This window comes from Pseudomonas fluorescens (assembly GCF_000967965.1).
GTDB lineage: Bacteria > Pseudomonadota > Gammaproteobacteria > Pseudomonadales > Pseudomonadaceae > Aquipseudomonas > Aquipseudomonas grandcourensis.
Window position 1 is genome coordinate 184,296 of record NZ_LACC01000023.1, and the last position, 24,227, is coordinate 208,522.

Annotated in this window: 21 protein-coding genes; 14 read left to right on the top strand and 7 right to left on the bottom strand. The window is 60.0% G+C overall.

Annotation, left to right across the window (positions count from 1 at the left end; all coding sequences use genetic code 11):
• Positions 1-8: 8 nt before the first annotated feature.
• Positions 9-821 (bottom strand): cytochrome C assembly family protein, encoded by an 813-nt coding sequence (locus VC35_RS19220; protein WP_046041989.1) that lies wholly within the window; start codon positions 819-821, stop codon positions 9-11.
• A 210-nt stretch (positions 822-1,031) separates the two neighbouring features.
• On the opposite strand from VC35_RS19220, the gene ffh reads away from it, so the two are divergent.
• From ffh to rplS, 5 genes are all read left to right on the top strand, one after another.
• Entirely contained in the window at positions 1,032-2,408 is a 1,377-nt protein-coding gene (gene ffh, locus VC35_RS19225; RefSeq protein WP_046041990.1) for a signal recognition particle protein, read from the top strand.
• A 408-nt stretch (positions 2,409-2,816) separates the two neighbouring features.
• Entirely contained in the window at positions 2,817-3,068 is a 252-nt protein-coding gene (gene rpsP / locus VC35_RS19230) for a 30S ribosomal protein S16 (RefSeq protein WP_007972721.1), read from the top strand.
• A 5-nt stretch (positions 3,069-3,073) separates the two neighbouring features.
• A complete protein-coding gene (gene rimM, locus VC35_RS19235) occupies positions 3,074-3,610 on the top strand; it encodes a ribosome maturation factor RimM (RefSeq protein WP_046041991.1) in 537 nt (178 codons plus the stop codon).
• A 2-nt stretch (positions 3,611-3,612) separates the two neighbouring features.
• Complete coding sequence (gene trmD, locus VC35_RS19240; protein ID WP_007897583.1) at positions 3,613-4,365, top strand: tRNA (guanosine(37)-N1)-methyltransferase TrmD; 753 nt, start codon at positions 3,613-3,615, stop codon at positions 4,363-4,365.
• A 45-nt stretch (positions 4,366-4,410) separates the two neighbouring features.
• Positions 4,411-4,761 (top strand): 50S ribosomal protein L19, encoded by a 351-nt coding sequence (rplS, locus tag VC35_RS19245; protein ID WP_003175895.1) that lies wholly within the window; start codon positions 4,411-4,413, stop codon positions 4,759-4,761.
• A gap of 111 nt (positions 4,762-4,872) precedes the next feature.
• On the opposite strand, the gene VC35_RS19250 is transcribed toward rplS, so the two are convergent.
• Positions 4,873-6,681, bottom strand: a complete 1,809-nt coding sequence (locus tag VC35_RS19250) for a cation:proton antiporter (RefSeq protein WP_046041992.1) — start codon at positions 6,679-6,681, stop codon at positions 4,873-4,875.
• 107 nt (positions 6,682-6,788) lie between these two features.
• Between VC35_RS19250 and xerD the strand changes: the two genes are divergently transcribed.
• The 6 genes from xerD (at position 6,789) to VC35_RS19280 (ending at position 13,548) form a co-directional block, all read left to right on the top strand.
• A complete protein-coding gene (gene xerD, locus VC35_RS19255; RefSeq protein ID WP_046041993.1) occupies positions 6,789-7,685 on the top strand; it encodes a site-specific tyrosine recombinase XerD in 897 nt (298 codons plus the stop codon).
• A 255-nt stretch (positions 7,686-7,940) separates the two neighbouring features.
• The gene (dsbC, locus tag VC35_RS19260) at positions 7,941-8,672 is read left to right on the top strand and encodes a bifunctional protein-disulfide isomerase/oxidoreductase DsbC (RefSeq protein WP_007990033.1); all 732 of its coding nucleotides are present in this window, start codon (positions 7,941-7,943) and stop codon (positions 8,670-8,672) included.
• A 133-nt stretch (positions 8,673-8,805) separates the two neighbouring features.
• Complete coding sequence (locus VC35_RS19265) at positions 8,806-10,110, top strand: homoserine dehydrogenase (protein ID WP_046041994.1); 1,305 nt, start codon at positions 8,806-8,808, stop codon at positions 10,108-10,110.
• A gap of 104 nt (positions 10,111-10,214) precedes the next feature.
• Positions 10,215-11,624 (top strand): threonine synthase, encoded by a 1,410-nt coding sequence (gene thrC, locus VC35_RS19270; RefSeq protein ID WP_046041995.1) that lies wholly within the window; start codon positions 10,215-10,217, stop codon positions 11,622-11,624.
• Between the two features lie 119 nt (positions 11,625-11,743).
• Positions 11,744-13,099: a transporter substrate-binding domain-containing protein gene (locus VC35_RS19275; protein ID WP_046041996.1), complete on the top strand. Its 1,356-nt coding sequence runs from the start codon at positions 11,744-11,746 to the stop codon at positions 13,097-13,099.
• A gap of 161 nt (positions 13,100-13,260) precedes the next feature.
• Positions 13,261-13,548, top strand: coding sequence for a DUF3509 domain-containing protein (locus VC35_RS19280; RefSeq protein ID WP_046041997.1), 288 nt, complete (start codon positions 13,261-13,263; stop codon positions 13,546-13,548).
• Between the two features lie 169 nt (positions 13,549-13,717).
• Here the strand turns inward: VC35_RS19280 and VC35_RS19285 are convergent, their stop codons facing one another.
• Together VC35_RS19285 and VC35_RS19290 are read right to left on the bottom strand one after the other, a co-directional pair.
• Positions 13,718-14,686 (bottom strand): TIGR02285 family protein, encoded by a 969-nt coding sequence (locus VC35_RS19285; RefSeq protein WP_046041998.1) that lies wholly within the window; start codon positions 14,684-14,686, stop codon positions 13,718-13,720.
• Entirely contained in the window at positions 14,640-15,839 is a 1,200-nt protein-coding gene (locus VC35_RS19290; RefSeq protein ID WP_046042000.1) for a CaiB/BaiF CoA transferase family protein, read from the bottom strand. Before VC35_RS19290 ends, VC35_RS19285 begins: the two co-directional genes overlap by 47 nt.
• Positions 15,840-15,986: 147 nt before the next feature.
• Here VC35_RS19290 and VC35_RS19295 point away from each other — a divergent pair, with 147 nt between their 5' ends.
• From VC35_RS19295 to VC35_RS19305, 3 genes are all read left to right on the top strand, one after another.
• Positions 15,987-16,529, top strand: coding sequence for a YaeQ family protein (locus tag VC35_RS19295; protein WP_007971297.1), 543 nt, complete (start codon positions 15,987-15,989; stop codon positions 16,527-16,529).
• Between the two features lie 66 nt (positions 16,530-16,595).
• Positions 16,596-18,305 carry a single-stranded-DNA-specific exonuclease RecJ gene (recJ, locus tag VC35_RS19300; RefSeq protein WP_046042001.1) on the top strand — a complete coding sequence of 570 codons (1,710 nt, stop codon included), beginning with the start codon at positions 16,596-16,598 and terminating at the stop codon, positions 18,303-18,305.
• Between the two features lie 348 nt (positions 18,306-18,653).
• The gene (locus VC35_RS19305; RefSeq protein WP_046042003.1) at positions 18,654-19,760 is read left to right on the top strand and encodes an NADH:flavin oxidoreductase/NADH oxidase; all 1,107 of its coding nucleotides are present in this window, start codon (positions 18,654-18,656) and stop codon (positions 19,758-19,760) included.
• Between the two features lie 67 nt (positions 19,761-19,827).
• Here the strand turns inward: VC35_RS19305 and glpD are convergent, their stop codons facing one another.
• The 3 genes from glpD to glpK all read right to left on the bottom strand — a co-directional run bounded on the left by glpD (position 19,828) and on the right by glpK (position 24,216).
• On the bottom strand, positions 19,828-21,366 hold the full coding sequence (glpD, locus tag VC35_RS19310) for a glycerol-3-phosphate dehydrogenase (RefSeq protein ID WP_046042019.1): 1,539 nt from the start codon (positions 21,364-21,366) through the stop codon (positions 19,828-19,830).
• A 335-nt stretch (positions 21,367-21,701) separates the two neighbouring features.
• A complete protein-coding gene (locus VC35_RS19315; protein ID WP_046042004.1) occupies positions 21,702-22,457 on the bottom strand; it encodes a DeoR/GlpR family transcriptional regulator in 756 nt (251 codons plus the stop codon).
• A gap of 253 nt (positions 22,458-22,710) precedes the next feature.
• Positions 22,711-24,216 (bottom strand): glycerol kinase GlpK, encoded by a 1,506-nt coding sequence (gene glpK, locus VC35_RS19320; protein ID WP_046042005.1) that lies wholly within the window; start codon positions 24,214-24,216, stop codon positions 22,711-22,713.
• Positions 24,217-24,227: the final 11 nt, after the last annotated feature.

Genomic DNA, 24,227 nt, shown 5'->3' on the forward strand with positions numbered 1-24,227 from the left:
GCCGCCCGTCAGATATGCAGGATGTATTCACGAACCAGCTTGCTGCCGAAATACGCCAGCATCAACAGGCAAAAACCGGCCAGGGTCCAGCGAATGGCTTTGTGCCCGCGCCAGCCGAGGCGATTGCGTCCCCACAGCAGCACGCTGAAAACGACCCAGGCCAGGCAGGCCAGCAGGGTTTTGTGCACCAGATGCTGGGCGAACAGGTTCTCGACGAACAGCCAGCCGGAAATCAGCGATAGCGACAACAGCGTCCAGCCGGCCCAGAGGAAACCGAACAGCAGGCTTTCCATGGTTTGCAGCGGCGGGAAGTTCTTGATCAGCCCGGACGGGTGCTTGTGCTTGAGCTGGTGGTCTTGAATCAGCAGCAGCAAGGACTGGAACACCGCGATGGTGAACATGCCGTAGGCCAGAATCGAAAGCAGGATGTGGGCGAGGATGCCCGGCTCCTCATCGATGACCTGTACCGTGCCGGCGGGGGCAAAGTGCGCCAGCAACACGGTCAGGGCCCCAAGCGGGAAAAGCAGGACCAGCAGGTTCTCCACCGGAATCCGCGAGCAGGCCAGCAGGGTCAGCGCGATGACCGCCACGGCAATCAGGCTGGCGGCACTGAAGAAGTCCAGGGCCAGGCCGGTCGGGGTCAGCAGGTGGGTGAGCAGGCTGACGCTGTGGGCCAATACGGCGAGCACGCCGAGCATGACCAGCAGGCGTTTGTTGACCTTGGCGCCGGACGCCAGGCGAGTGCCCTGGTAAATGGTCGCAGCGGCATACAAGCAGGCGGCGGCGAGGGTAGTTAGCAAGCTGGGTGACAAGGGGAGCATAAATCCTGTTAGGCAAGCCCGAAAGTCGCTGAGTTTGGCATAGAACCCCCGCCACACGAAAGACCGCGCAACCTGACAGCGAGGTGTCCGCCGGCCACAGTCTTCGCTATAATCCGCGACCTGCCCACGCCGCAGGCTCGCCGAGCACACGTTTAGTCCGGTCCGGGCCGCCATTATCCCGGTCTACACAGGGCCTGAAAGGATCGCGCAATGTTTGAAAACTTAACCGACCGTCTCTCGCAGACGCTGCGCCATGTCACCGGCAAGGCAAAGCTGACTGAAGACAACATCAAAGACACCCTGCGTGAAGTGCGTATGGCGTTGCTTGAAGCCGACGTCGCCCTGCCGGTGGTCAAGGACTTCGTCAATTCGGTCAAGGAACGCGCCGTAGGCACCGAGGTGTCGCGCAGCCTGACGCCGGGCCAGGCCTTCGTGAAAATCGTCCAGGCCGAACTCGAAAGCCTGATGGGCGCGGCCAACGAAGATTTGAACCTGAGCGCCGTGCCGCCAGCGGTCATTTTGATGGCCGGTTTGCAGGGCGCGGGTAAAACCACCACCGCCGGCAAACTCGCGCGCTTCCTTAAAGAGCGCAAGAAGAAGTCCGTCATGGTCGTGTCCGCCGACGTTTATCGTCCAGCGGCGATCAAACAGCTGGAAATGCTTGCCGGTGAAGTCGGCGTTACCTTCTTCCCGTCCGACCTGAGCCAGAAGCCGGTCGAGATCGCGCAAGCGGCTATTAAAGAGGCAAAACTCAAATTCATCGACGTGGTCATCGTCGATACCGCCGGTCGCCTGCACATCGATGAAGAGATGATGGGCGAGATCAAGGCACTGCATGCCGCGATCAACCCGGTAGAAACCCTGTTCGTGGTCGACGCCATGACCGGCCAGGACGCCGCCAACACGGCCAAGGCCTTCGGCGATGCATTGCCGCTGACCGGTGTGATCCTGACCAAGGTCGACGGCGACGCCCGTGGCGGTGCCGCGCTGTCGGTGCGAGCCATTACCGGCAAGCCGATCAAGTTCATCGGTATGGGCGAGAAGAGCGAAGCGCTCGATCCGTTCCACCCTGAGCGTATCGCCTCGCGCATCCTCGGCATGGGCGACGTGCTCAGCCTGATCGAGCAGGCGGAAGCGACCCTCGACAAGGACAAGGCCGACAAACTGGCCAAGAAGCTGAAGAAGGGCAAGGGCTTCGACCTCGAAGACTTCCGCGACCAGCTGCAACAGATGAAAAACATGGGCGGCCTCGGCGGGCTCATGGACAAGCTGCCGAACATGGGTGGCGTGAACCTGGCGCAAATGGGCAATGCCCAAGGCGCGGCAGAGAAGCAATTCAAACAGATGGAAGCCATCATCAACTCCATGACCCCGGCCGAGCGCCGCGACCCTGAGATGATCAGCGGTTCGCGCAAGCGCCGGATCGCCATGGGCTCCGGCACCCAGGTGCAGGACATCGGCCGCTTGATCAAGCAGCACAAGCAGATGCAGAAGATGATGAAGAAGTTCTCCGCGAAAGGCGGAATGGCCAAGATGATGCGCGGCATGGGTGGAATGCTACCCGGCGGCGGCATGCCGAAAATATAGTGTCCTTTCACGCCAATACTGCTCAATTTTGGCGGCGTCTGGTGCCCTCATGCGGCGTTGCCGCTCCTCGCCATAGCGGGCTATGACTCGTCGCGGCGCCTTGCCTGAGGGCACCAGTCACTCGCCAAAATGTGAGCGTATTGGCGAGAAAGGACACACGAATCTGCGCCGGTCGTCGCACCGGCGCTAACCCACACGGACGTGGGATACACAGCAAACCCGCACTTGGCGGGAGCTGACCGGCCGTTTTCAACGACGGCTCTATAGCAAATCTGCATGGCGGCCGATAGACCGCCGGAAAAAGTCATTTGCAAAAGTCCGGATATTCCTTAGAATATGCGGCCTTTCGGGCACCCATGCCCGCTGTGCCTTTAGATTTGCAGCACCGACTACAGGAACGATGTTCACATGCTAACAATCCGTCTTGCCCTTGGCGGCTCCAAAAAGCGCCCGTTTTACCACTTGACCGTAACCGACAGCCGCAACCCGCGCGACGGTTCGCACAAGGAACAGGTTGGCTACTTCAACCCTGTTGCCCGTGGTCAGGAAGTTCGTCTGTCCGTGAACCAAGAGCGCGTAGCCTACTGGCTGAGCGTTGGTGCACAACCTTCTGAGCGCGTTGCTCAGTTGTTGAAGGAATCTGCTAAGGCTGCGGCCTGAGCAATATGAACGCGACGCCTGCCATTGCTGATGATTTGATCGTTATCGGCAAGATTTATTCTGTTCACGGCGTTCGCGGCGAAGTGAAGGTGTACTCCTTTACTGATCCGATTAAAAACCTGCTGGACTACAAAACCTGGACGCTCAAGCGTGACGGTAATGTAAAGCAGGTAGAGCTGGTCAGCGGACGCGGGAACGACAAGTTCCTGGTCGCAAAGCTCAAGGATCTCGATGATCGCGAAGAAGCTCGTCTTCTGGCCGGTTATGAGATCTGCGTGCCGCGCAACCTGTTCCCTGAACTCACCGACGGCGAGTACTACTGGTACCAGCTGGAAGGTCTCAAGGTCATCGACACCCTCGGACAACTGTTCGGGAAAATCGATCACCTGCTGGAGACCGGCTCGAACGATGTCATGGTGGTCAAGCCTTGCGCTGGCAGCCTGGATGATCGCGAACGCCTGTTGCCCTATACGGAGCAATGCGTGTTGGCCATCGACCTGGCCGCGGGCGAGATGAAGGTGGATTGGGACGCGGATTTCTAAGCGTGGCTAACTTGCGCGTAGAAGTGATCAGTCTGTTTCCCGAGATGTTTTCCGCCATCAGCGAGTACGGCATCACCAGTCGGGCGGTGAAACAGGGGCTCTTGCAGCTCACCTGTTGGAATCCGCGAGACTACACGACGGATCGACATCACACTGTGGACGATCGCCCGTTTGGCGGTGGTCCGGGCATGGTGATGAAGATCAAGCCCCTGGAAGATGCTCTGGTTCAGGCCAAGGCAGCAGCCGGGGAGGCGGCGAAGGTAATTTACCTGTCCCCCCAAGGCCGTCAACTGACTCAGTCGGCGGTACGTGAGTTGGCGAATCTGGATGCATTGATCCTGATTGCCGGCCGCTATGAAGGCATTGACGAGCGTTTTATTGATGCTCATGTCGATGAAGAGTGGTCGATTGGCGACTATGTACTGTCTGGCGGCGAGCTGCCGGCGATGGTCCTGATCGATGCGGTTACACGACTGCTGCCTGGAGCTTTAGGGCATGCGGACTCCGCCGAGGAAGATTCCTTTACGGATGGTTTGCTGGATTGCCCGCACTACACCCGACCGGAGGTGTATGCGGATCAGCGTGTTCCCGACGTATTGCTAAGTGGCAATCACGCGCACATCCGGCGTTGGCGTTTACAGCAGTCCCTTGGTCGGACCTTTGAACGACGCGCCGATCTTCTGGAAAGCCGCTCGCTTTCTGGAGAAGAGAAGAAGCTGCTCGAGGAATACATCCGCGAGCGGGACGATAGTTAACAACGTATCGATGGTAGATCCGACGATTTACCTTAGGAGCACAGCATGACTAACAAAATCATCCTTGCACTCGAAGCAGAGCAGATGACCAAAGAGATCCCTACCTTTGCCCCGGGCGACACCATTGTCGTTCAGGTGAAAGTGAAGGAAGGCGACCGTTCGCGTCTGCAAGCGTTCGAAGGTGTTGTTATCGCCAAGCGTAACCGCGGCGTAAACAGTGCATTCACCGTTCGTAAAATCTCCAACGGTGTTGGCGTAGAGCGTACTTTCCAGACCTACTCCCCGCAAATCGACAGCATGGCTGTCAAGCGTCGCGGTGACGTACGTAAAGCCAAGCTGTACTACCTGCGTGACCTGTCGGGTAAAGCAGCTCGCATCAAGGAAAAACTGGCTTAAGTCCAGCTTCCGATGCAAAAAAAGCAGCCTGCGGGCTGCTTTTTTGTTGCCTGCGATTTACCCCACCCTGTAGGAGCTGGTAAGCCAGCTCCTACAGGGCGGATCGTTCTGTCAGGCGCTGCTCGTCTCCGGCTGAATCAACGCCAACAACGTCCACCCCGCCGCGGGCTTGATCGTGCTTGCCGGCGTTACCACGTGCACCCAACCGCTGTCGTCGCGCACGAACAGCAGGGTCGCACGCTCGCCATGCAGCGCGCGGTAATCGTCCCAACTGAAACCGTCCGTCAACGTTGTGCTGTACAGCTCTGAGCCCTGGCTCAATTGGCTGGCGAGCTTGGCGTAGGTCAGCGCTTCGCTGCCCAGTTGATTGCCGCGATGTTCCAGGCTGGTACGGTGCTTGTCGGTGCGGCGGCTTTCCTGGCCGCTGGCCAGGCCGAACATGCGTTGATGGCCCAGTTCATGACGAAACCGCATCAGCGCCAGGGTGTTCATCTCGCCGGAGGGTGACAGCGCCAGCAAATGCCCGAGGCCGACCAGGTCCAGATGCGCATCGGCATGTTGCGACGCTGGGTTGCCAAAATAGGTCGGCAAGCCTTCCATCCGCGCTGCACGAATGTTTTCCCAGCTCGAATCCGTCAACAGTACGCGACTGCCCAGCTGTTGCAGTGCCTTACCCAGCGTGCGCGCAGGTCCGTTGGCGCCGATGATCAGGAAACCGCTCGGTGCCGGTTCCGCCACCTTCAGCAGGCGTGCCAGCGGTCGTGCCGTCGCGCTTTGCAACACCACCGTGCCGATGATCACCGCAAAGGTGAGCGGCACCAGCAGCAACGCTCCCTGATGACCGGCGTCATGCAGGCGAATGGCGAAGATGGCCGACACCGCCGCTGCCACGATGCCCCTTGGGGCAATCCATGCCAGCAACGCTCGCTCGCGCCAACCCAGGCTGGAGCCCGCCGTGCTCAGCAGCACATTCAAAGGGCGGGCGATGAACTGAATTACCAGCAGCAAAATCAGCACCAGAGGCCCAAGGCCGATCATGGCGTTCAGGTCCAGCCGGGCCGCCAGCAGAATGAACAGGCCGGAGATCAGCAGCACGCTGAGGTTCTCCTTGAAGTGCAGGATGTGCCGCACGTCCACGCCTTTCATGTTGGCCAGCCACATGCCCATCAAGGTCACGGCCAGCAACCCGGATTCGTTGGTGACTTCGTTGGAGCCAATGAAAATACTCAGGACTGCCGCGAGCGCTGCCAGGTTGTGCAGGTATTCCGGCAGCCACTGACGGCGAATCAGGGTACCGAGCAACCAGCCACCAAAAACACCGAACAGGCTGCCGCACAGAATCACGCCACCGAAGGTCAGCAGGCTTTCCTCGAGGCCGTTACCTTTGGAGCTGGCGATGATGAAGCTATAGACGACCACCGCCAGCAGGGCACCGATGGGGTCGATGGCAATGCCTTCCCAGCGCAGGATGTTGGCAATCGACGCTTTCGGGCGCACGACGCGCAGCATCGGCACGATCACGGTCGGCCCGGTCACCAGGGTCAGGCTGCCGAACAGGATGGCCAGCATCCAGTCGAAATCCAGCAGCCAGTGAGTGGCGACAGCAATGACCACCCAGGTGGAGAGGGCGCCAATGGTGACCAAGCGATGGACGACGCTGCCGATTTCGCGCCATTCGGACAGATGCAGAGTCAGGCTGCCTTCGAACAGGATCAGCGCCACTGCCAGGGACACCAGCGGCATCAACAGTGGTCCGAACATCTCCTGAGGGTCGAGCAAATGCAGCACGGGGCCGGCCAGGATGCCGGTCAGCAGCAGGAATAGAATCGCCGGCAATTTCAAACGCCAGGCCAGCCATTGGCAAAGCAGCGCCGCCGCGCCTATCCCGCCAAATGCCAATAAAATCTGCTGCTCGCTCATTGCTGCTCCCTGTTCCTTGAAATCGCGGCCTATGAAAGACTAGCGGCCGTTTCCATGTCCAATTTTAATTTTGTGCGCAGTCCCAAGGCTGCGTGATTCGAGTGCCCATGCCTGCCATCGATCACCCGCTGATAGACCAATTCCTCGATGCCTTGTGGCTGGAGAAAGGCCTTTCCGATAACACCCGCGATGCCTATCGCAGTGACCTGACGCTGTTCAACGGCTGGTTACAGGACAAAGGACTGGAGCTGGTCAATGCCGGTCGCGAGTTGATACTCGACCACTTGGCCTGGCGCCTGGAGCAAAACTACAAGCCACGTTCCACTGCGCGATTTCTCTCGGGTGTGCGTGGCTTTTATCGTTACCTGCTGCGGGAAAAGATGATCTCGGTCGATCCGACATTACGCGTTGATATGCCGCAACTCGGCAGGCCGTTGCCAAAGTCCTTGTCTGAGGCGGATGTGGAAGCCTTGCTGAAGGCGCCTGACTTGAGCGAGGCCATCGGTCAGCGCGACCGGGCCATGCTTGAAGTGCTGTATGCCTGTGGCTTGCGGGTGACTGAGCTGATCAGCCTCACCCTGGAACAAGTCAATTTGCGTCAAGGCGTGTTGCGGGTAATGGGCAAGGGTAGCAAGGAGCGGCTGGTGCCGATGGGCGAGGAGGCGATTGTCTGGGTCGAGCGCTACATGCGTGATGCCCGCGGCGAGCTGCTGGGCGGACGTCCCAGCGACGTGTTGTTCCCAAGTCTGCGTGGCGAGCAGATGACCCGCCAGACCTTCTGGCACCGGATCAAGCACCAGGCCAAGGTGGCCGGGATCGGCAAGTCGCTGTCGCCGCACACCTTGCGCCATGCCTTCGCCACGCACCTGCTCAACCACGGCGCAGACCTGAGGGTGGTGCAGATGCTGCTGGGGCACAGCGATTTGTCGACGACGCAGATCTACACCCATGTTGCCCGGGCGCGGTTGCAGGATTTGCATGCCAAACATCATCCGCGGGGATAACCGAAAAACCTGTGGGAGCGAGCTTGCTCGCGATAGCGGCCTGACAGTCGATACATGTTCTGGATGTGATGCCGTCATCGCGAGCAGGCTCGCTCCCACAGGGGATTGTGTCGCCACAAATGTCTTGCATCAGGTGCATTCGGCCATGTGGACCTTATGTGATAGGCTGGGCCGGTTTGCACGATGGGCGGTTATGACCCGGTGTTTCGGCACGGGCGTTCTGATCGTCCCATATGTTCGCCTTCAGGAGTTCTCATGCGTCTGACCCAGATTTTCGCCGCCGCAGCCATTGCGTTGGTCAGCACCTTTGCCGTCGCCGATGACGCGGCCGACAAAGCCATTCGTAAAAGCCTGGAAAACCTCCAGCTCGAAGTGCCGGTAGAGAGCATCACCGCCAGCCCGTTGCCAGGCCTGTATGAAGTCAAGCTCAAGGGCAGCCGCGTGCTGTACGCCAGCGCCGATGGCCAGTACGTGGTCCAGGGCTACCTGTTCGATCTCAAGGACGGCAAGCCGGTCAACCTGACCGAGAAGACCGAGCGCCTGGGCATCTCCAAGCTGATCAACGACATCCCGGTTGCCGAAACCGTTGTCTACCCGGCCATTGGCGAAACCAAGTCGCACATCACCGTATTCACCGACACCACCTGCCCGTACTGCCACAAGCTGCACGCCGAAGTGCCTGAGCTGAACAAGCGCGGCATCGAAGTGCGCTACGTCGCGTTCCCGCGCCAGGGCCTGGGCTCGCCGGGTGACGAGCAACTGCAAGCGGTGTGGTGCTCGAAAGACAAGAAAGCGGCCATGGACAAAATGGTCGACGGCAAGGAAATCAAGGCCGCCAAGTGCGATAACCCGGTTTCCAAACAGTTCGCACTCGGCCAGTCGATCGGCGTGAACGGCACACCGGCCATCGTTTTGGCCGACGGTCAGGTCATTCCGGGCTACCAGCCTGCGCCACAAGTCGCCAAACTGGCGCTGGGCGCGAAGTAAATTCGCATCGTCACGGCAAGCCTTGACGATCATGGTCCGGCAGCGACATTCGCCGGGCCATCAATAGAGAGCCGCGAGTAAGCGGTTGTTTTCACGGCCGGCCTCGAGTCGGCCGTTTTATGGGGAGTTCACAGTGAAACCGGTCAAAGTAGGCATCTGTGGGTTAGGAACCGTCGGTGGCGGTACCTTCAACGTACTTCAGCGCAACGCCGAGGAAATTGCTCGTCGTGCCGGGCGTGGGATCGAAGTGGCACAAATTGCCATGCGCACGCCAAAGCCTCAGTTCCAAACGACCGGTATTGCGATTACCAACGATGTCTTCGAAGTGGCCACGAACCCTGAGATCGACATCGTTATAGAGCTGATGGGCGGCTACACCGTTGCCCGCGAGCTGGTACTCAAGGCCATCGAGAATGGCAAGCATGTGGTCACCGCGAACAAGGCGCTTATCGCCGTTCACGGTAATGAAATTTTCGCCAAGGCCCGCGAGAAGGGCGTGATCGTTGCGTTCGAAGCGGCGGTGGCCGGTGGCATCCCGGTGATCAAGGCGATCCGCGAAGGCCTGTCCGCCAACCGCATCAACTGGGTAGCCGGCATCATCAACGGCACCGGTAACTTCATCCTGACGGAAATGCGCGAGAAGGGTCGCACCTTCGAAGACGTATTGGCCGAAGCCCAGGCCCTGGGTTACGCCGAAGCCGATCCGACCTTCGACGTCGAGGGTATCGACGCGGCTCACAAGCTGACGATCCTGGCGTCCATCGCGTTCGGTATTCCGTTGCAGTTCGACAAGGCTTACACCGAAGGCATCACCAAGCTGACCACCGCCGACGTCAACTACGCCGAAGCGCTGGGCTACCGCATCAAGCACCTGGGCGTGGCGCGCAGCACCGCGGCCGGTATCGAACTGCGCGTGCACCCGACGCTGATCCCGGCCGATCGCCTGATCGCCAACGTCAACGGCGTGATGAACGCGGTGATGGTCAACGGTGATGCTGCCGGTTCGACCCTGTTCTACGGTGCTGGTGCCGGCATGGAGCCGACCGCTTCGTCGGTGATCGCCGACCTGGTGGACGTGGTCCGCGCCATGACTTCCGACCCGGAAAACCGCGTGCCGCACCTCGCATTCCAACCGGATTCACTGTCGGATCACCCGATCCTGCCGATCGAAGCCTGCGAAAGTGCCTACTACCTGCGCATTCAGGCCAAGGACCATCCGGGCGTATTGGCTCAGGTCGCGAGCATCCTCTCGGAGCGCGGCATCAACATCGAGTCGATCATGCAGAAGGAAGCCGAGGAGCACGACGGCCTGGTGCCGATGATCCTGCTGACCCACCGCGTGCTGGAACAGCACATCAACGATGCCATCGCTGCTTTGGAAGCCTTGGCGGGTGTGGTCGGTCCGGTCGTACGGATCCGTGTCGAGCACCTTAACTAAAACAGCTGCAAGCTATCAGCTCCAAGCTGCAAGCCAGAAGCCAGTGATGCTCAGCTTGAAGCTTGAAGCTTGAAGCTTGAAGCTCAAACCGAAGGTTTGAAAACATGCGCTACATCAGTACCCGCGGCCAGGCACCGGCCCTGAATTTCGAAGACGTCCTGCTGGCAGGCCTTGCCACCGACGGCGGTCTGTACGTCCCGGAAAACCTGCCACGTTTCACCCAGGAAGAAATCGCTTCGTGGGCCGGCCTGCCGTATCACGAGCTGGCTTTCCGCGTCATGCGCCCGTTCGTCACCGGCAGCATTCCGGACGCCGATTTCAAAAAGATTCTTGAAGAAACCTATGGTGTATTCGCCCATAGCGCCGTTGCGCCGCTGCGTCAGCTGAACGGCAACGAATGGGTGCTGGAGCTGTTCCACGGCCCGACCCTGGCGTTCAAGGACTTCGCCCTGCAATTGCTCGGTCGCCTGCTCGACTACGTGCTGGAAAAGCGCGGCGAGCGCGTGGTGATTGTCGGCGCCACCTCCGGTGATACCGGCTCGGCCGCCATCGAAGGCTGCAAGCACTGCGAAAACGTCGACATCTTCATCCTGCATCCGCACAACCGGGTGTCCGAAGTGCAGCGTCGGCAGATGACCACCATCTTCGGTGAGAACATCCACAACATCGCCATCGAAGGCAACTTCGATGACTGCCAGGAAATGGTCAAGGCGAGCTTCGCCGACCAGGGCTTCCTCAAGGGCACTCGCCTGGTCGCCGTGAACTCGATCAACTGGGCGCGGATCATGGCCCAGATCGTTTACTACTTCCACGCAGCCCTGCAACTGGGCGGCCCGGCGCGTTCGGTGTCGTTCTCGGTGCCGACCGGCAACTTCGGCGACATCTTCGCCGGTTACCTGGCGCGCAACATGGGCCTGCCGATCAACCAGTTGATCGTCGCCACCAACCGCAACGACATCCTGCACCGCTTCATGAGCGGCAACCAGTACGTCAAGGAAACCCTGCACGCCACGCTGTCGCCGTCCATGGACATCATGGTGTCGTCGAACTTCGAACGCCTGCTGTTCGACCTGCATGGTCGCAACGGCGCGGCCATCGCCGGGCTGATGGATTCGTTCAAGCAGGGTGGCGGTTTCAGCGTCGAGCAAGAGCGCTGGACCGAAGCCCGCAAGTTGTTCGACTCGCTGGCCGTGGATGACGCACAAACCTGCGAAACCATCGCCGAAGTCTACGAGCAGACTGGTGAAGTGCTGGATCCACACACGGCCATCGGCGTGAAAGCTGCGCGGGAATGCCGTCGTAGCCTGGACATTCCAATGGTGATCCTGGGCACCGCCCACCCGGTCAAATTCCCGGACGCCGTGGAAAAAGCCGGTGTAGGAAAAACGCTCGAACTGCCGGTACATCTTTCTGATTTGTTTGAGCGAGACGAACGTTGCACCATATTGCCAAATGACCTGAAGGCCGTGCAGGCCTTTGTCAGTCAGCATGGCAACCGCGGCAAGCCGCTGTAACCGGTCAGCGCTGTAACATTTTGAAGCCCGTCTCCTGACGGGCTTTTTCATTTCTGCATGCACACTTGTCGTGTTATCGCCGCGAAGGGACAGGCGAATGGATCACCAAGGACGTGGGAATGCTGTTTACAAGTGTGTTCAAGCCAGTCGCGCGCTGGCTGTTTTTATTCGGCATGCTGGGAATCGCCGAATGGGGAGGGGCGAGCCCTGCATCGATTCAGGAGCGTGGAAAGTCTGTCGCACGTTCCATGATCGTGCTGGATGACCAGGAGTTGCAGTGGATGGCCAGCCATCCACGGGTCGTGGTCACGGCACTGGAATACCCGTTGTACCTGTTCAAGGATGAACATGGCCGATGGACGGGCTTGAACAGTGACCTGCTCAAGCGCATCAGTGACATGACGGGGTTGCAGTTCGTTTACCAGGAGTCTTTTTCCACCGATCAGATGCTGGCCCATCTGGAAAGCGGCGCTGCGGATTTGAGTACGACCCTGGCGATGAATGACGAACGCAAGGCGTTTCTCGATTTCAGTCATGCGTACGGCGGTGCAGGATGGGTCTTTGTCGGGCAGGCCGGGGCACCGCCGGTGCAGTCGCTGGAGGACATGACGAAGCGGGTACTGGTGCTACCGACCCGGCATGCACTGGAAGCGATGATCCGTCGCAATTACCCGTCCATCGAGTTGCGTTCGGTTAAAACCTACGCCGAGGCCCGTGCCTGGGTGGAAAGCGGTGAAGCCTACGCCACCATCGAAAGCGAAATCGGTGCCCAGCTTATTCCGTCGGGCCGGCTACAGATCGGCGCCGTGGTACCGGGCAAATGGGATGCGGATTATCTGGCGGTGCGTAAAGGCCAGCCGCAGCTGCTGAGTATCCTCAACAAGGCGCTGGAGGCGTTTCCTGAACAGGAGTTGCGCGACCTTCGCCGGAAGTGGTTCGGCGGCGCTACCGTGCCACAGGCGCCTGGCCTCTGGCAGCGGATTGACCGGTGGGTTTGCTGGGGCGTGTTGGTGGTCAGCCTGTTCGGTCTGCTTTCCCTGCTCTGGAATCGGCGGTTGGCGGTGGTCGTCAGGCAACGGGTCGAGGCCCAAAGCAGTCTGCGTGATCAGCTCGCCTTCCAGCATGCCCTGATGGATGCCATGCCTGACCCGATGTTTGTCCGTGATCTGCAAGGGCGCTTGATCATGTGCAACAAAAGTTATGAGGACGCCTTGTCGACGCGTTTTGACCGGATGCAGGGGCGGCAGTTGTTCGAGGTCGATGCCATGCCCAGGCAAACCGCGGAACTGCTGCATGCCGAGTACATGACGCAATTGAGTACACGAAGGACGCGCTTTTTTGAGCGTCAATTGATGTTCAAGGACGGTGTCAGGGATATCTACCAGTGGACAGTGCCGTTTTACACGGCCGATGGCCAGCTGCGAGGATTGTTGGGAGGCTGGGCCGACATCGCCCGGCGCACCCGACAAACGTGATGGTGGCGTTTTTTCTCTGTCATGTTCGCCGTGCATGCTCACTTGACTGGGTTGCAGGTTCGCCTGCGGTCGGTATCCAGAACTTTCTTCTCGGGCCAGCGGTCATTTGTTGTAGGCATGCCCCAGGCACGTTGTTTTCGGACTATTGAGTGGTGATCGGGATGGAAAGTATCAGTCTGTTGCTCGGTGAGGCGCTGAGCCCGTATCAGGTTACGTTGACCCCGTCAGGCATTCGTGGCGAATGCCGGGTGACCCTGAAGAATGCTATCGGCGCGACCGTGGTCGAGCGCGAGTTCAATCAGGCCCAGTTGAATGACAAACGCCTGTTGACGGATGTGGTCGACGGCTTGCATCGCGACGTGCTGATCGCTGAGGGACGCCTTGAGCCTTGTGTCATCGCGGCATTGCGCAATGCGGCGCAGGACAAGCTGCTGGCCAGTCGCAATTGAACGGATTTTTACGGGAACCTTCCCGCGCCCAGGTCAGTCAGACTTTGTAACAGCAGGATCAAGCATTGTGCTCCGGTGCTTGTAGCTTGCTGCTACTGGTCTCCAAACGGACCATGTTTAACCCCGGGTCGTCTCCCCACTTCTCGGGGTTTCTTTTGCCCGGGATTTGTCAGGGTTGCACCAGATTGTCGAAAAACGCCTTGGTGTCTTTCAGGTAATCGCTGCGACTCTCCGGATCCAGCCAGGCGGCGTAGGCCTCGTCAAGTCGTTCACGGGGAAGGGTACGCAGCACCTGGTTGATCTCGACAATGGCCTGCCGGCCCTTGGGGGTGTCGGTGCAACCGATGTAGCCGGACAGGTATTTGCCCGTGCCACGGATCGGATAGAACTGCAATTCATCCTCGGCAATGCCTTGCAGCGAGGCCTGGTAGCGAATTTCCGGGCGATAACCCAACAGCAGACGCAAGCGTCCCAGGCGCTGCATCTGCAGCAGGCTGCCCAAGGCGTCGTTGCCGTAATGAGCGGTCAGCGCGTCGGCTGGCGCTTGCTTGAGCAGCCCGTCGAGGTATTCGCCGTAATTGCGCTCGGCAATGATCCCCAGCTTTTCGCTGCCGCTGGCGAGCAGCGCCGCCAGGTCCACTTCGCCGTCCTTGATAAAGGGTGCCAGCACTTTCTGGTCGACGCGCCGCACGGCCAGGCCATTGCTCATGGCGCGAAAGACCGGAATGGAAAAGGCGATCCACTGTTCCCGTTCCTTGCTCCAGTTCAGCGCCGCGTCGCAGACGAGGGACGGCTCGTGGAGCATTTGCAACCCACGCGCGCGATTGACCCTCATCACGTTGTGCTGGTATTGCGGCATGCCGGCAATCAACAGTGGAAGCAGTTGATCGATAACGCCCTGGCCCTTTTTCGGACCGTCGAAGATTGTCAGCGGCGGCAGGTCGCGCTTGAGCCAGATCAGGGTTTCCCTGGTTTGCGCCAGGGCTGAGGGGACCGGTTCAAGGAGCAGGAGCGACATCGCCAGCACGCACAGCAGCCACCCGCCGAGTGACGGGCAGTGTCCAATGGCCCATGCAGGCAGGCGCCTCAGTTCAGATGGCTCCGTCTTTGCGCAACTGTGCGATCTGCGTCGCGTCATAGCCAAGTTCCTGGAGTACCTGTGCGTTGTGCTCACCCAGTTGTGGCCCGACCCATTCACATTCCCCGGGTGTCTCTGAGAGTTTCGGCACAATGCCCGGCATCTTGAAGTCTTTGCCGTCCGGCAGCTTGGCTTGCAGGAACATTTCCCGCGCCAGGTACTGAGGGTCATTGAACATGTCTTCGGCGCTGAAGATCCGGCTGGCCGGCACCTCGGCCTGATTGAGCTGCGCCAGCACCCTGTCCAGCGGCAACGAGTTGACCCAGCGATCGATGACGCCATAAATCTCGTCGCGTCGGGCATCGCGGCCATCGTTGCTGGCAAGCAGGGGGTCGTTGGCCAGGTCTTCCCGGCCAATGATCAGCATGAAGCGTTTAAAAATCGCGTCGCCATTGGCGCCGATCTGCACGTGCTTGCCATCGGCGCTGGTGTGGATCGAGGACGGGGTGATGCCCGGCATGATATTGCCCGTGCGTTCACGGATGAAGCCGAACACGTCGAACTCCGGGACCATGCTTTCCATCATCGCGAAGATGGCTTCGTACAGCGCCACGTCCACCACTTGCCCCTGGCCGCCGTTGACTTCGCGATGACGCAGGGCCATCAACGCGCCAATCACGCCCCAGAGCGCGGCAATCGAGTCGCCGATGGAAATGCCGGTGCGCACCGGTGGCCGGTCTTCGAAGCCGGTGATGTAGCGCAGGCCCCCCATGGACTCACCGACCGCGCCAAAGCCGGGCTGATCCTTCATCGGGCCGGTCTGTCCGAAACCTGATAGCCGCACCATGACCAGTTTCGGGTTCAAGGCGTGCAGGACGTCCCAGCCCAGGCCGAGTTTTTCCAGGACCCCGGGACGAAAGTTTTCGATCAGGATGTCTGCCTCACCCAGCAGCTGTTTCAGGATCGCCTGACCGTCGGAGTGTTTGAGATTGAGGGTCAGGGACTTTTTGTTGCGGGCCTGGACGAACCACCACAACGAAGTGCCTTCATACAACTTGCGCCATTTGCGTAATGGATCACCGCCGTCCGGGGATTCGATCTTGATCACGTCGGCACCGAATTCCGCGCAAATGCGCGAGGCAAACGGGCCGGCAATCAAGGTGCCCAATTCGATGACTTTCAGACCGGAAAGCGGTTTGGCGGTGAACGGCATGCTGGATCCTGTGGGGCAAAAGTTGGGCGAATAGAGCGTTTTAGCATAGCCGACTGTCCGACGCTCCAGCTTGATTGTGTTCAATTCGTGGATTGCCCGTCGCATCGGTTAGACTTGCCGCCTTTCCTCGTATCAAGAAGCCCGTTCATGGCCCAGCCGTCCACGACCTACAAGTTTGAACTGAACCTCACCGACCTCGACCGCAGCGTCTATGAGAGCGTAAAGCAGACCATCGCCCGTCATCCTTCGGAAACCGAAGAGCGTATGACCGTGCGCCTGCTGGCCTACGCCCTCTGGTACAACGAGCAGCTGTCTTTTGGCCGTGGTCTGTCGGAAGTGGATGAACCGGCCTTGTGGGAAAAAAGCCTGGATGACCGCGTCCTGCACTGGATAGAAGTCGGCCAGCCGGATGCCGAGCGCCTGACCTGGTGCTCGCGCCGCACTGAACGCACCAGCCTGCTGGCCTACGGCAGCCTGCGCGTGTGGGAAGGCAAAGTGGTGCCGGCGGTGAAAAACCTGAAGAACGTCAACATCGCTGCCGTGCCTCAGGAGGTCCTGGAAACCCTGGCCAAAGACATGCCCCGCGTTATCAAGTGGGACGTGATGATCAGCGAAGGGACGATTTTCGTCACCGACGACCGTGGTCAGCACGAAGTTCAGTTGCAGTGGCTGGCCGGTGAGCGCGGCTGATTTTTCGCTGCTGCCCCGCGTCACCCGGTTTTATCCTACGTATTGAAGAGAAGCATCTTTCACCCCATGCGCATCGAACCTCGCCTGCTGCCCGACACCCTGCCATTCCTCGGTGATATTCCGCCGCTGTTGACCCGCCTGTACGCGGCTCGGGGCGTGCTGTCCGAGGCGGAACTGGACAAGAGCCTGGCGCGGTTGATTCCGTTCCAGCAACTCAAGGGCATCGATGCAGCGGTGGATTTGCTGGTGACTGCGCTCGAACAGCGCCAGCGCATCCTGATCGTCGGCGACTTTGATGCCGACGGCGCGACGGCCAGCACCGTGGGCACGCTGGGCCTGCGTTTGCTGGGTGCGGCACATGTCGATTATCTGGTGCCCAACCGATTCGATTACGGCTACGGTCTGACACCTGAAATCGTCGCGGTGGCGCTCGAGCGTCAGCCGCATTTGTTGATCACCGTCGACAACGGCATCTCCAGCGTCGAAGGCGTGGCAGCGGCGAAAAAGGCCGGGCTCAAGGTGCTCGTCACCGACCACCACTTGCCCGGCGACGAGCTGCCGCTGGCCGATGCCATCGTCAATCCGAACCAGCCAGGTTGCGAGTTTCCGAGCAAGGCGCTGGCCGGTGTCGGGGTGATTTTCTATGTGTTGATGGCCCTGCGCGCGCGATTGCGCGAACTCGGCTGGTACACAAGCAAGCCGCAGCCGAATATCGGCGAACTGCTTGATCTGGTGGCTCTGGGCAGTGTGGCCGACGTGGTGCCGTTGGATGCCAACAACCGGATTCTGGTGCATCAGGGCCTGGAACGGATTCGCGCCGGACGTGCCCGGCCGGGGATCAAGGCGATCCTCGAAGTGGCCAAGCGCGATCATGCGCGCATCACGTCCACCGATCTGGGTTTCATTGTCGGCCCACGCCTGAACGCCGCAGGGCGCCTGGATGACATGAGCCTGGGTATCGAATGCCTGCTGACCGAAGACGCAGGTCTGGCCCGTGAGATGGCGGCGCAACTGGACGGCATGAACCAGGATCGCAAATCCATCGAGCAAGGCATGCAGCGTGAAGCGCTGGCGCAGCTCAAGGATCTGCCGGTGGAGTCGATGCCGTTCGGCTTGTGCCTGTTCGATCCCGAGTGGCACCAGGGTGTCATCGGTATCCTCGCGTCACGGATGAAAGAGCGCTATTTCCGCCCGACCATCGCCTTTGCCGATGCCGGGGATGGCCTGCTCAAGGGCTCGGGGCGTTCGGTCCAGGGCTTTCACATCCGCGACGCCTTGAGCGTGGTGGCGGCGCAGCATCCGAATCTGATTACCAAATACGGTGGCCACGCGATGGCGGCCGGCCTGACGCTGCCGGAAGCGAATTTCCCCTTGTTCGCCGAAGCCTTCGACGCTGAAGTGCGCCGGCAACTGCGCGAGGAAGACCTGACGGGCCGCCTGTTGTCGGACGGCACCCTGGCGGTGGAAGAGTTCCACCTGGAACTGGCCCGTGCCCTGCGGCATGCCGGCCCTTGGGGCCAGCACTTCCCGGAGCCGTTGTTTCATGGGGTGTTCCAGTTGGTCGAGCAGCGTGTCGTTGGCGAGCGGCACCTTAAAGTCGTGCTCAAAAGTGAATGTGGTTCGGTGAAGCTCGACGGCATTGCCTTCGGGATCGACCGCGACATCTGGCCGAATCCGACCATCAAGTGGGTGGAACTGGCCTACAAGCTCGACCTCAACGAGTTTCGTGGCAACGAGACGGTTCAACTGATGATTGCCCACATCGAACCGCGGTAGCTTTTGTGGCGAGGGAGCTTGCTCCCGCTGGTGCGCGCAGCACACCCAAATGGTCAGACGTGGTTATTTTGATAGTCCGCAGTGACAGGTTTTGGGGTGGCTACGCCACCCAGCGGGAGCAAGCTCCCTCGCCACAGAGGTCGCATTGAACGCTGATTGAAGTGTTTCAATTCTTGAGCCCTCCCTGATCCGTCGATGTCGACTAGGCTCTAAGCACTGCTTGATTTTGGCCTTGTGACGTCTTGTCGAATTTTTTGCCCGCGGGGGCGGGTGTTGTACCTTTTTCCTGTCACTCGTCGACTATTCAAACAGAACCTGGAGCCTGCCCACTGATTCGAGAGGTGCCCCATGAGTCTGCTGCTTGAACCCTTTACCCTTCGCCAATTGACCCTGCCCAACCGCATCGCGGTATCGCCGATGTGCCAGTACTCCAGTGCCGATGGCCTGGCCAATGACTGGCACCTGGTCCACCTCGGCAGCCGCGCTGTCGGCGGGGCCGGGCTGGTGTTTACCGAAGCCACGGCGGTCACCGCCGACGGGCGTATCACGGCCGAGGACCTCGGTCTGTGGAATGACGAACAGATTGAACCCCTGCAACGCATCACCCGCTTCATCAACGCCCAGGGCGCCGTTGCCGGCATTCAGCTGGCCCATGCCGGGCGCAAGGCCAGCACCTACCGGCCGTGGCTCGGCAAGCATGGCAGCGTCAAGCCCGATGAGGGTGGCTGGGTGCCGGTCGGCCCTTCACCGATTGCATTCGATCCACAGCACACCCAACCCAGGCAACTCGATGACGGCGAGATCGCCAAGGTCATCCAGGCCTTTGTCGATGCGGCAAAGCGGTCACTGACGGCCGGTTTCAAGGTGGTCGAAGTGCACGCGGCCCATGGTTACCTGCTGCATCAATTCCTGTCGCCGTTGAGCAATCAACGTCGCGATCAATATGGCGGTTCGTTCGAAAATCGTATTCGGCTGGTGCTGCAGGTCACCGAAGCGGTGCGCGCGGTGTGGCCTGAAGAGTTGCCGGTGTTTGTCCGGGTCTCGGCCACCGACTGGGTGGAAGACGGCTGGAACCCCGATGAAACCGTGGAGCTGGCACGCCGCCTCAAAGCCCAGGGGGTCGACCTGATCGACGTCTCGTCGGGCGGGACGGCGGCGAATGCGGAGATTCCCACTGGACCGGGTTACCAGACCCGCTTCGCCGAGCGTGTGCGCAAGGAATCGGGCATGGCCACCGGCACAGTCGGCATGATTACCGAGCCGGCCCAGGCCGAGCACATCCTGCGTACCTGTCAGGCGGACATCATCTTCCTGGCCCGTGAGTTGTTGCGCGATCCGTACTGGGCGCTGCACGCGGATGACGACCTGGGCGGGCACAAGGCCGTATGGCCGGCGCAGTATCAGCGGGCGACTCATCGTGAGCAGCCGATTCATGAATCGGATCTGCGCGACTGAAATCCATCGATACGAAAAAGCCCCTGAATCGCGAGATTCAGGGGCTTTTGTTTATGCCGATGACTGATCAGGCCGCTTCGATCTTGCTGCGGTTCTGTTCGACCTGGCTCAGGTAGCCCTTGAGCTTTTCCTGTTCGGCCACCGTCGTGAACAAGCCGAGCTTACTGCGACGCCAGAGGATGTCGTGGGCACTGGTTGCCCATTCTTCACTGCACAGATAGTCAACTTCGCGAGTGTAGAGACCGCCGCCGATGTGCTCGCCCATATCGCTGAGGTCCTGTACGCCTTCGAGCATGCGCCAGGTGCGGCTGCCGTAGGTAGTGGCCCAGCGGCGAGCGATCTCGCTCGGTACCCAGTCGAATTTGTCGCGGATACGCGAGCTCAAGGCTTGCGGGGTGGTCATGTCTTCACCGCCCGGCAGCGTGGCGCTGGCGGTCCAGCTTGGCTTTATGTGCTTGAAGTAGGGTGCCAGTTGCGCCAGCGCCGACTCGGCCAGTTTGCGATAGGTGGTGAGCTTGCCGCCGAACACCGACAGCAATGGAGCCTCTTCGCCTGTGCCAGACAGCGCCAGGGTGTAATCGCGGGTCACGGCCGACGGGTTGTCGGATTCGTCGTTGCACAGCGGGCGCACACCTGAATAGCTGTGCAGGATGTCGTCGCGGCTGATTTGCTTTTTGAAATGAGCGTTGACCACGTTCAACAGGTAATCGGTTTCGCCGTCGGTAATCGCCACTTTTGCCGGATCGCCGGTGTACTCGCGGTCGGTGGTGCCGATCAGGGTGAAGTGATTCAGGTACGGAATGGTGAACACGATGCGCTGATCTTCGTTTTGCAGAATGTGCGCGTGTTCGCCTTCGTACAGTTTCGGCACGATCAGGTGGCTGCCCTGAATCAGGCGGATGCCATATGGCGATTCCATCTTCAAGTCATCACGAATGAACTTGGCGACCCATGGCCCGGCTGCGTTCACCAATGCCTTGGCGCGAATCGAAAACAGGCTGCCATCGGCGCGTTCCAGGTGCAGGTGCCACAAGCCCTTGGCGCGGCGTGCGCTGACGCAGCGGGTCTGGGTATGAACGTGGGCGCCTTTTTCCCGGGCGGCCATAGCGTTCAAAACTACCAGGCGCGCATCGTCGACCCAGCAATCGGAGTATTCAAAGCCCTTTGTGATCTCGCTTTTGAGCGCGCTGTCGGTGCCGAACTTCAGGCTTTTCGAACCTTGCAGTTGCTCGCGCTTGCCCAGGTTGTCATAGAGGAACAGACCGGCGCGAATCATCCACGCCGGGCGCAGGTGCGGGCGGTGCGGCAACACGAAACGCATTTGCTTGACGATGTGTGGAGCCTTGGCCAACAGCACTTCACGTTCGGCCAGGGCTTCACGCACCAGGCGGAATTCGTAATGTTCGAGATAGCGCAGGCCACCGTGGATCAGCTTGCTGCTGGCCGACGAGGTATGGCTGGCCAGGTCATCCTTTTCACAAAGGAACACCGAGAGACCGCGACCGGCGGCATCCGCTGCGATCCCCACGCCATTGATCCCGCCACCGATGACGGCGATATCGTAGACCTCGGCGAGAGGGGGCGTAGGCAAGGTGGAATTGGGCATCGGCACGGCCTCGGAATTCTTTGATGTTCTGTATTTGAATTCGAACATTAATGTTCATTTGCGAAAATACTAGCCCATAAAGACGCGCACAGCCAGTCAGCTTCGATTGAAAATACTCATCGAAGGGCCGTTAAAGGAAAATTTACGAACATTGAAAGGTAGCAGGCTGCTTTTGTGGCGAGGGGGCTTGCCCCCGTTCGGCGGCGAAGCCGTCGCAGGTTGGGGCTATGGATGTGCCTGCCTGAACTCGGCTGAATGGTTTTAGGGCCGCTTCGCGACCCAACGGGGCGGTGCGGCGATCCGACAAGCCCCCTCGCCACAGGGGGGCGGTGTGCTTAAACGACCTCCAGCCGAACCTTGTGCTGGTTCAACAACTGCGCCAGTGCCGGGGAAGGCTGCTGATCGGTGACCAGGCAATCGACCAGGCTGATCGGCCCCAAGCGAATCATGGCGTTGCGCCCGAACTTGCTGGAGTCGGCAGCGAGGATCACTTGTCGGGCATTGGCGATGATCGCCTGGGATACCCGCACTTCCTGATAGTCGAAGTCCAGCAGGCTGCCGTCTTCATCGATGCCGCTGATGCCGACCAGGGCGAAGTCGACCTTGAACTGGTTGATGAAGTCGACACTGGCCTGACCCACCACGCCACCATCGCGCCGCACGTTGCCGCCGGTCAGCAGGACATCGAAATCGTCCTTGGCGCTGAGCATGGAGGCGACGTGCAGGTTGTTGGTGATGATCTTCAGGTGATTGTGATTGAGCAGTGCCCGGGCAATGGATTCGGTGGTCGTGCCGATGTTGATGAACAACGAGGCATGGTCGGGAATCTGCGCGGCAATGGCTTCGCCGATACGCTGTTTCTCATCGCGCATCTGATCGGCGCGCATGGCGTAGGCGGTGTTTTCAACGCTGGAGTCGTAAGCCGCGCCGCCGTGGTAGCGACGCAGTAAATTGGCTTCCGCGAGCTGGTTGATGTCGCGGCGAATGGTTTGCGGGGTAACTACGAACAGCGTGGCCATTTCCTCGATGCTGACATAGCCGCGTTCGCGAACCAGTTCGAGGATTTGCTGCTGACGGGGAGGCAGATTCATGGGGCGTCCTTTGGGCTGCCGTGCAAAATTTGCCCATGATGACGCAGGAATCTGCTCCCGACCAGTTTCCAAACAACGTGAAAACTACTGCGCTCGGAAATCCTGCGTTAAAAACAGGCTCGGACTGCTCATTTACAACCTCGTAAAGTCGGGTGCGACCCCAGCCGGTCCTCGCCTGTTTTTGCCTTGTCTTTCCTTCGCTCGCTACGTTTTCACGCTGTTTGGACATACAGATACGGGGACTGGAGTTCGCTTATTCAGCTTCGTCTTCAGCCGCCCAATTACGGGTGCGGCTGACCGCTTTTTTCCAGCCTGCGTAGAGTTTTTCCTTCGCCGTTTCATCCAGCGTCGGCTCGAACTTGCGCTCAATCACGGCCTTGCCGCGCAACTCCTCCAGGCTGCCCCAGAAGCCACAGGCCAGGCCTGCCAGGTAAGCTGCACCCAGTGCCGTGGTTTCGCGCATTTGCGGGCGCTCGACCTGTGTGCCGAGGATGTCGGCCTGGAACTGCATGAGGAAATTGTTCGCCACCGCGCCGCCATCCACGCGCAGGGCCTTGAGGCGTTCGCCGGAGTCCTGCTGCATGGCGTCGAGCACGTCGCGGGTCTGGTAGGCAATCGACTCCAGCGCGGCACGAATGATGTGATCCACGCGTACGCCGCGGGTCAGGCCGAACAATGCGCCACGGGCGTACGGATCCCAGTAGGGAGCGCCAAGACCGGTGAAGGCCGGCACCAGGTACACGCCGTTGCTGTCCTTGACCTTGTTGGCGAAGTATTCGGTGTCGTGGGCGTCGTTGATGATTTTCAGCTCGTCACGCAGCCACTGTACGGTGGAGCCGCCGTTGAACACCGCACCTTCCAGCGCATAGGCCACTTCGCCACGTGGGCCGCAAGCGATGGTGGTGAGCATGCCGTGTTGGGATTTCACGGCTTTGTCGCCGGTGTTCATCAACAGGAAGCAGCCAGTGCCGTAGGTGTTTTTCGCCTGGCCTGGCTCGACGCACATCTGGCCGAACAGGGCGGCTTGCTGGTCGCCAGCGATGCCGCCGATGGCGATGCCGCTTTTGGTACGGCCATAAATTTCCGAGGACGATTTAACTTCCGGCAGCATTTCGCGCGGAATATCCAGCACCTCCAGCATCTTCGCGTCCCACTCCAGGGTGTGGATGTTGAAGAGCATGGTGCGCGAAGCGTTGGTGTAGTCGGTGACATGCACCTTGCCGCCGGTAAATTTCCAGATCAGCCAGCTGTCGACGGTGCCGAACAGCAGTTCACCGTTGCGTGCGCGTTCGCGGCTGCCTTCGACATTGTCGAGGATCCACTTGAGCTTGGTGCCGGAGAAATACGGGTCGGTGACCAGGCCGGTAGTGTCGCTGATGTATTGCTCGTGGCCATCGCGTTTGAGCTGCTGACAGATCTCGGTGCTGCGTCGGCACTGCCAGACGATGGCGTTGTAGATCGGCCGGCCGGTGTTCTTGTCCCAGACCACTGTGGTTTCGCGCTGGTTGGTGATGCCTATCGCGGCCACCTGGTCGTGGTGCAGGCCGGCTTGCGCCAGGGCCTCGACCATCACGGCGCTTTGGGTGGCGAAGATTTCCATCGGATCGTGTTCGACCCAGCCGGCTTGCGGGTAGTGCTGTGCGAACTCCCGTTGGGCGGTGCAGACCACGTTCGCGTCGCGGTCGAAAATGATCGCGCGGGAGCTGGTCGTACCCTGATCGAGGGCAATGATGTAGTTCTTATTCTGTGTGTCGGTCATGTCGATTGCCT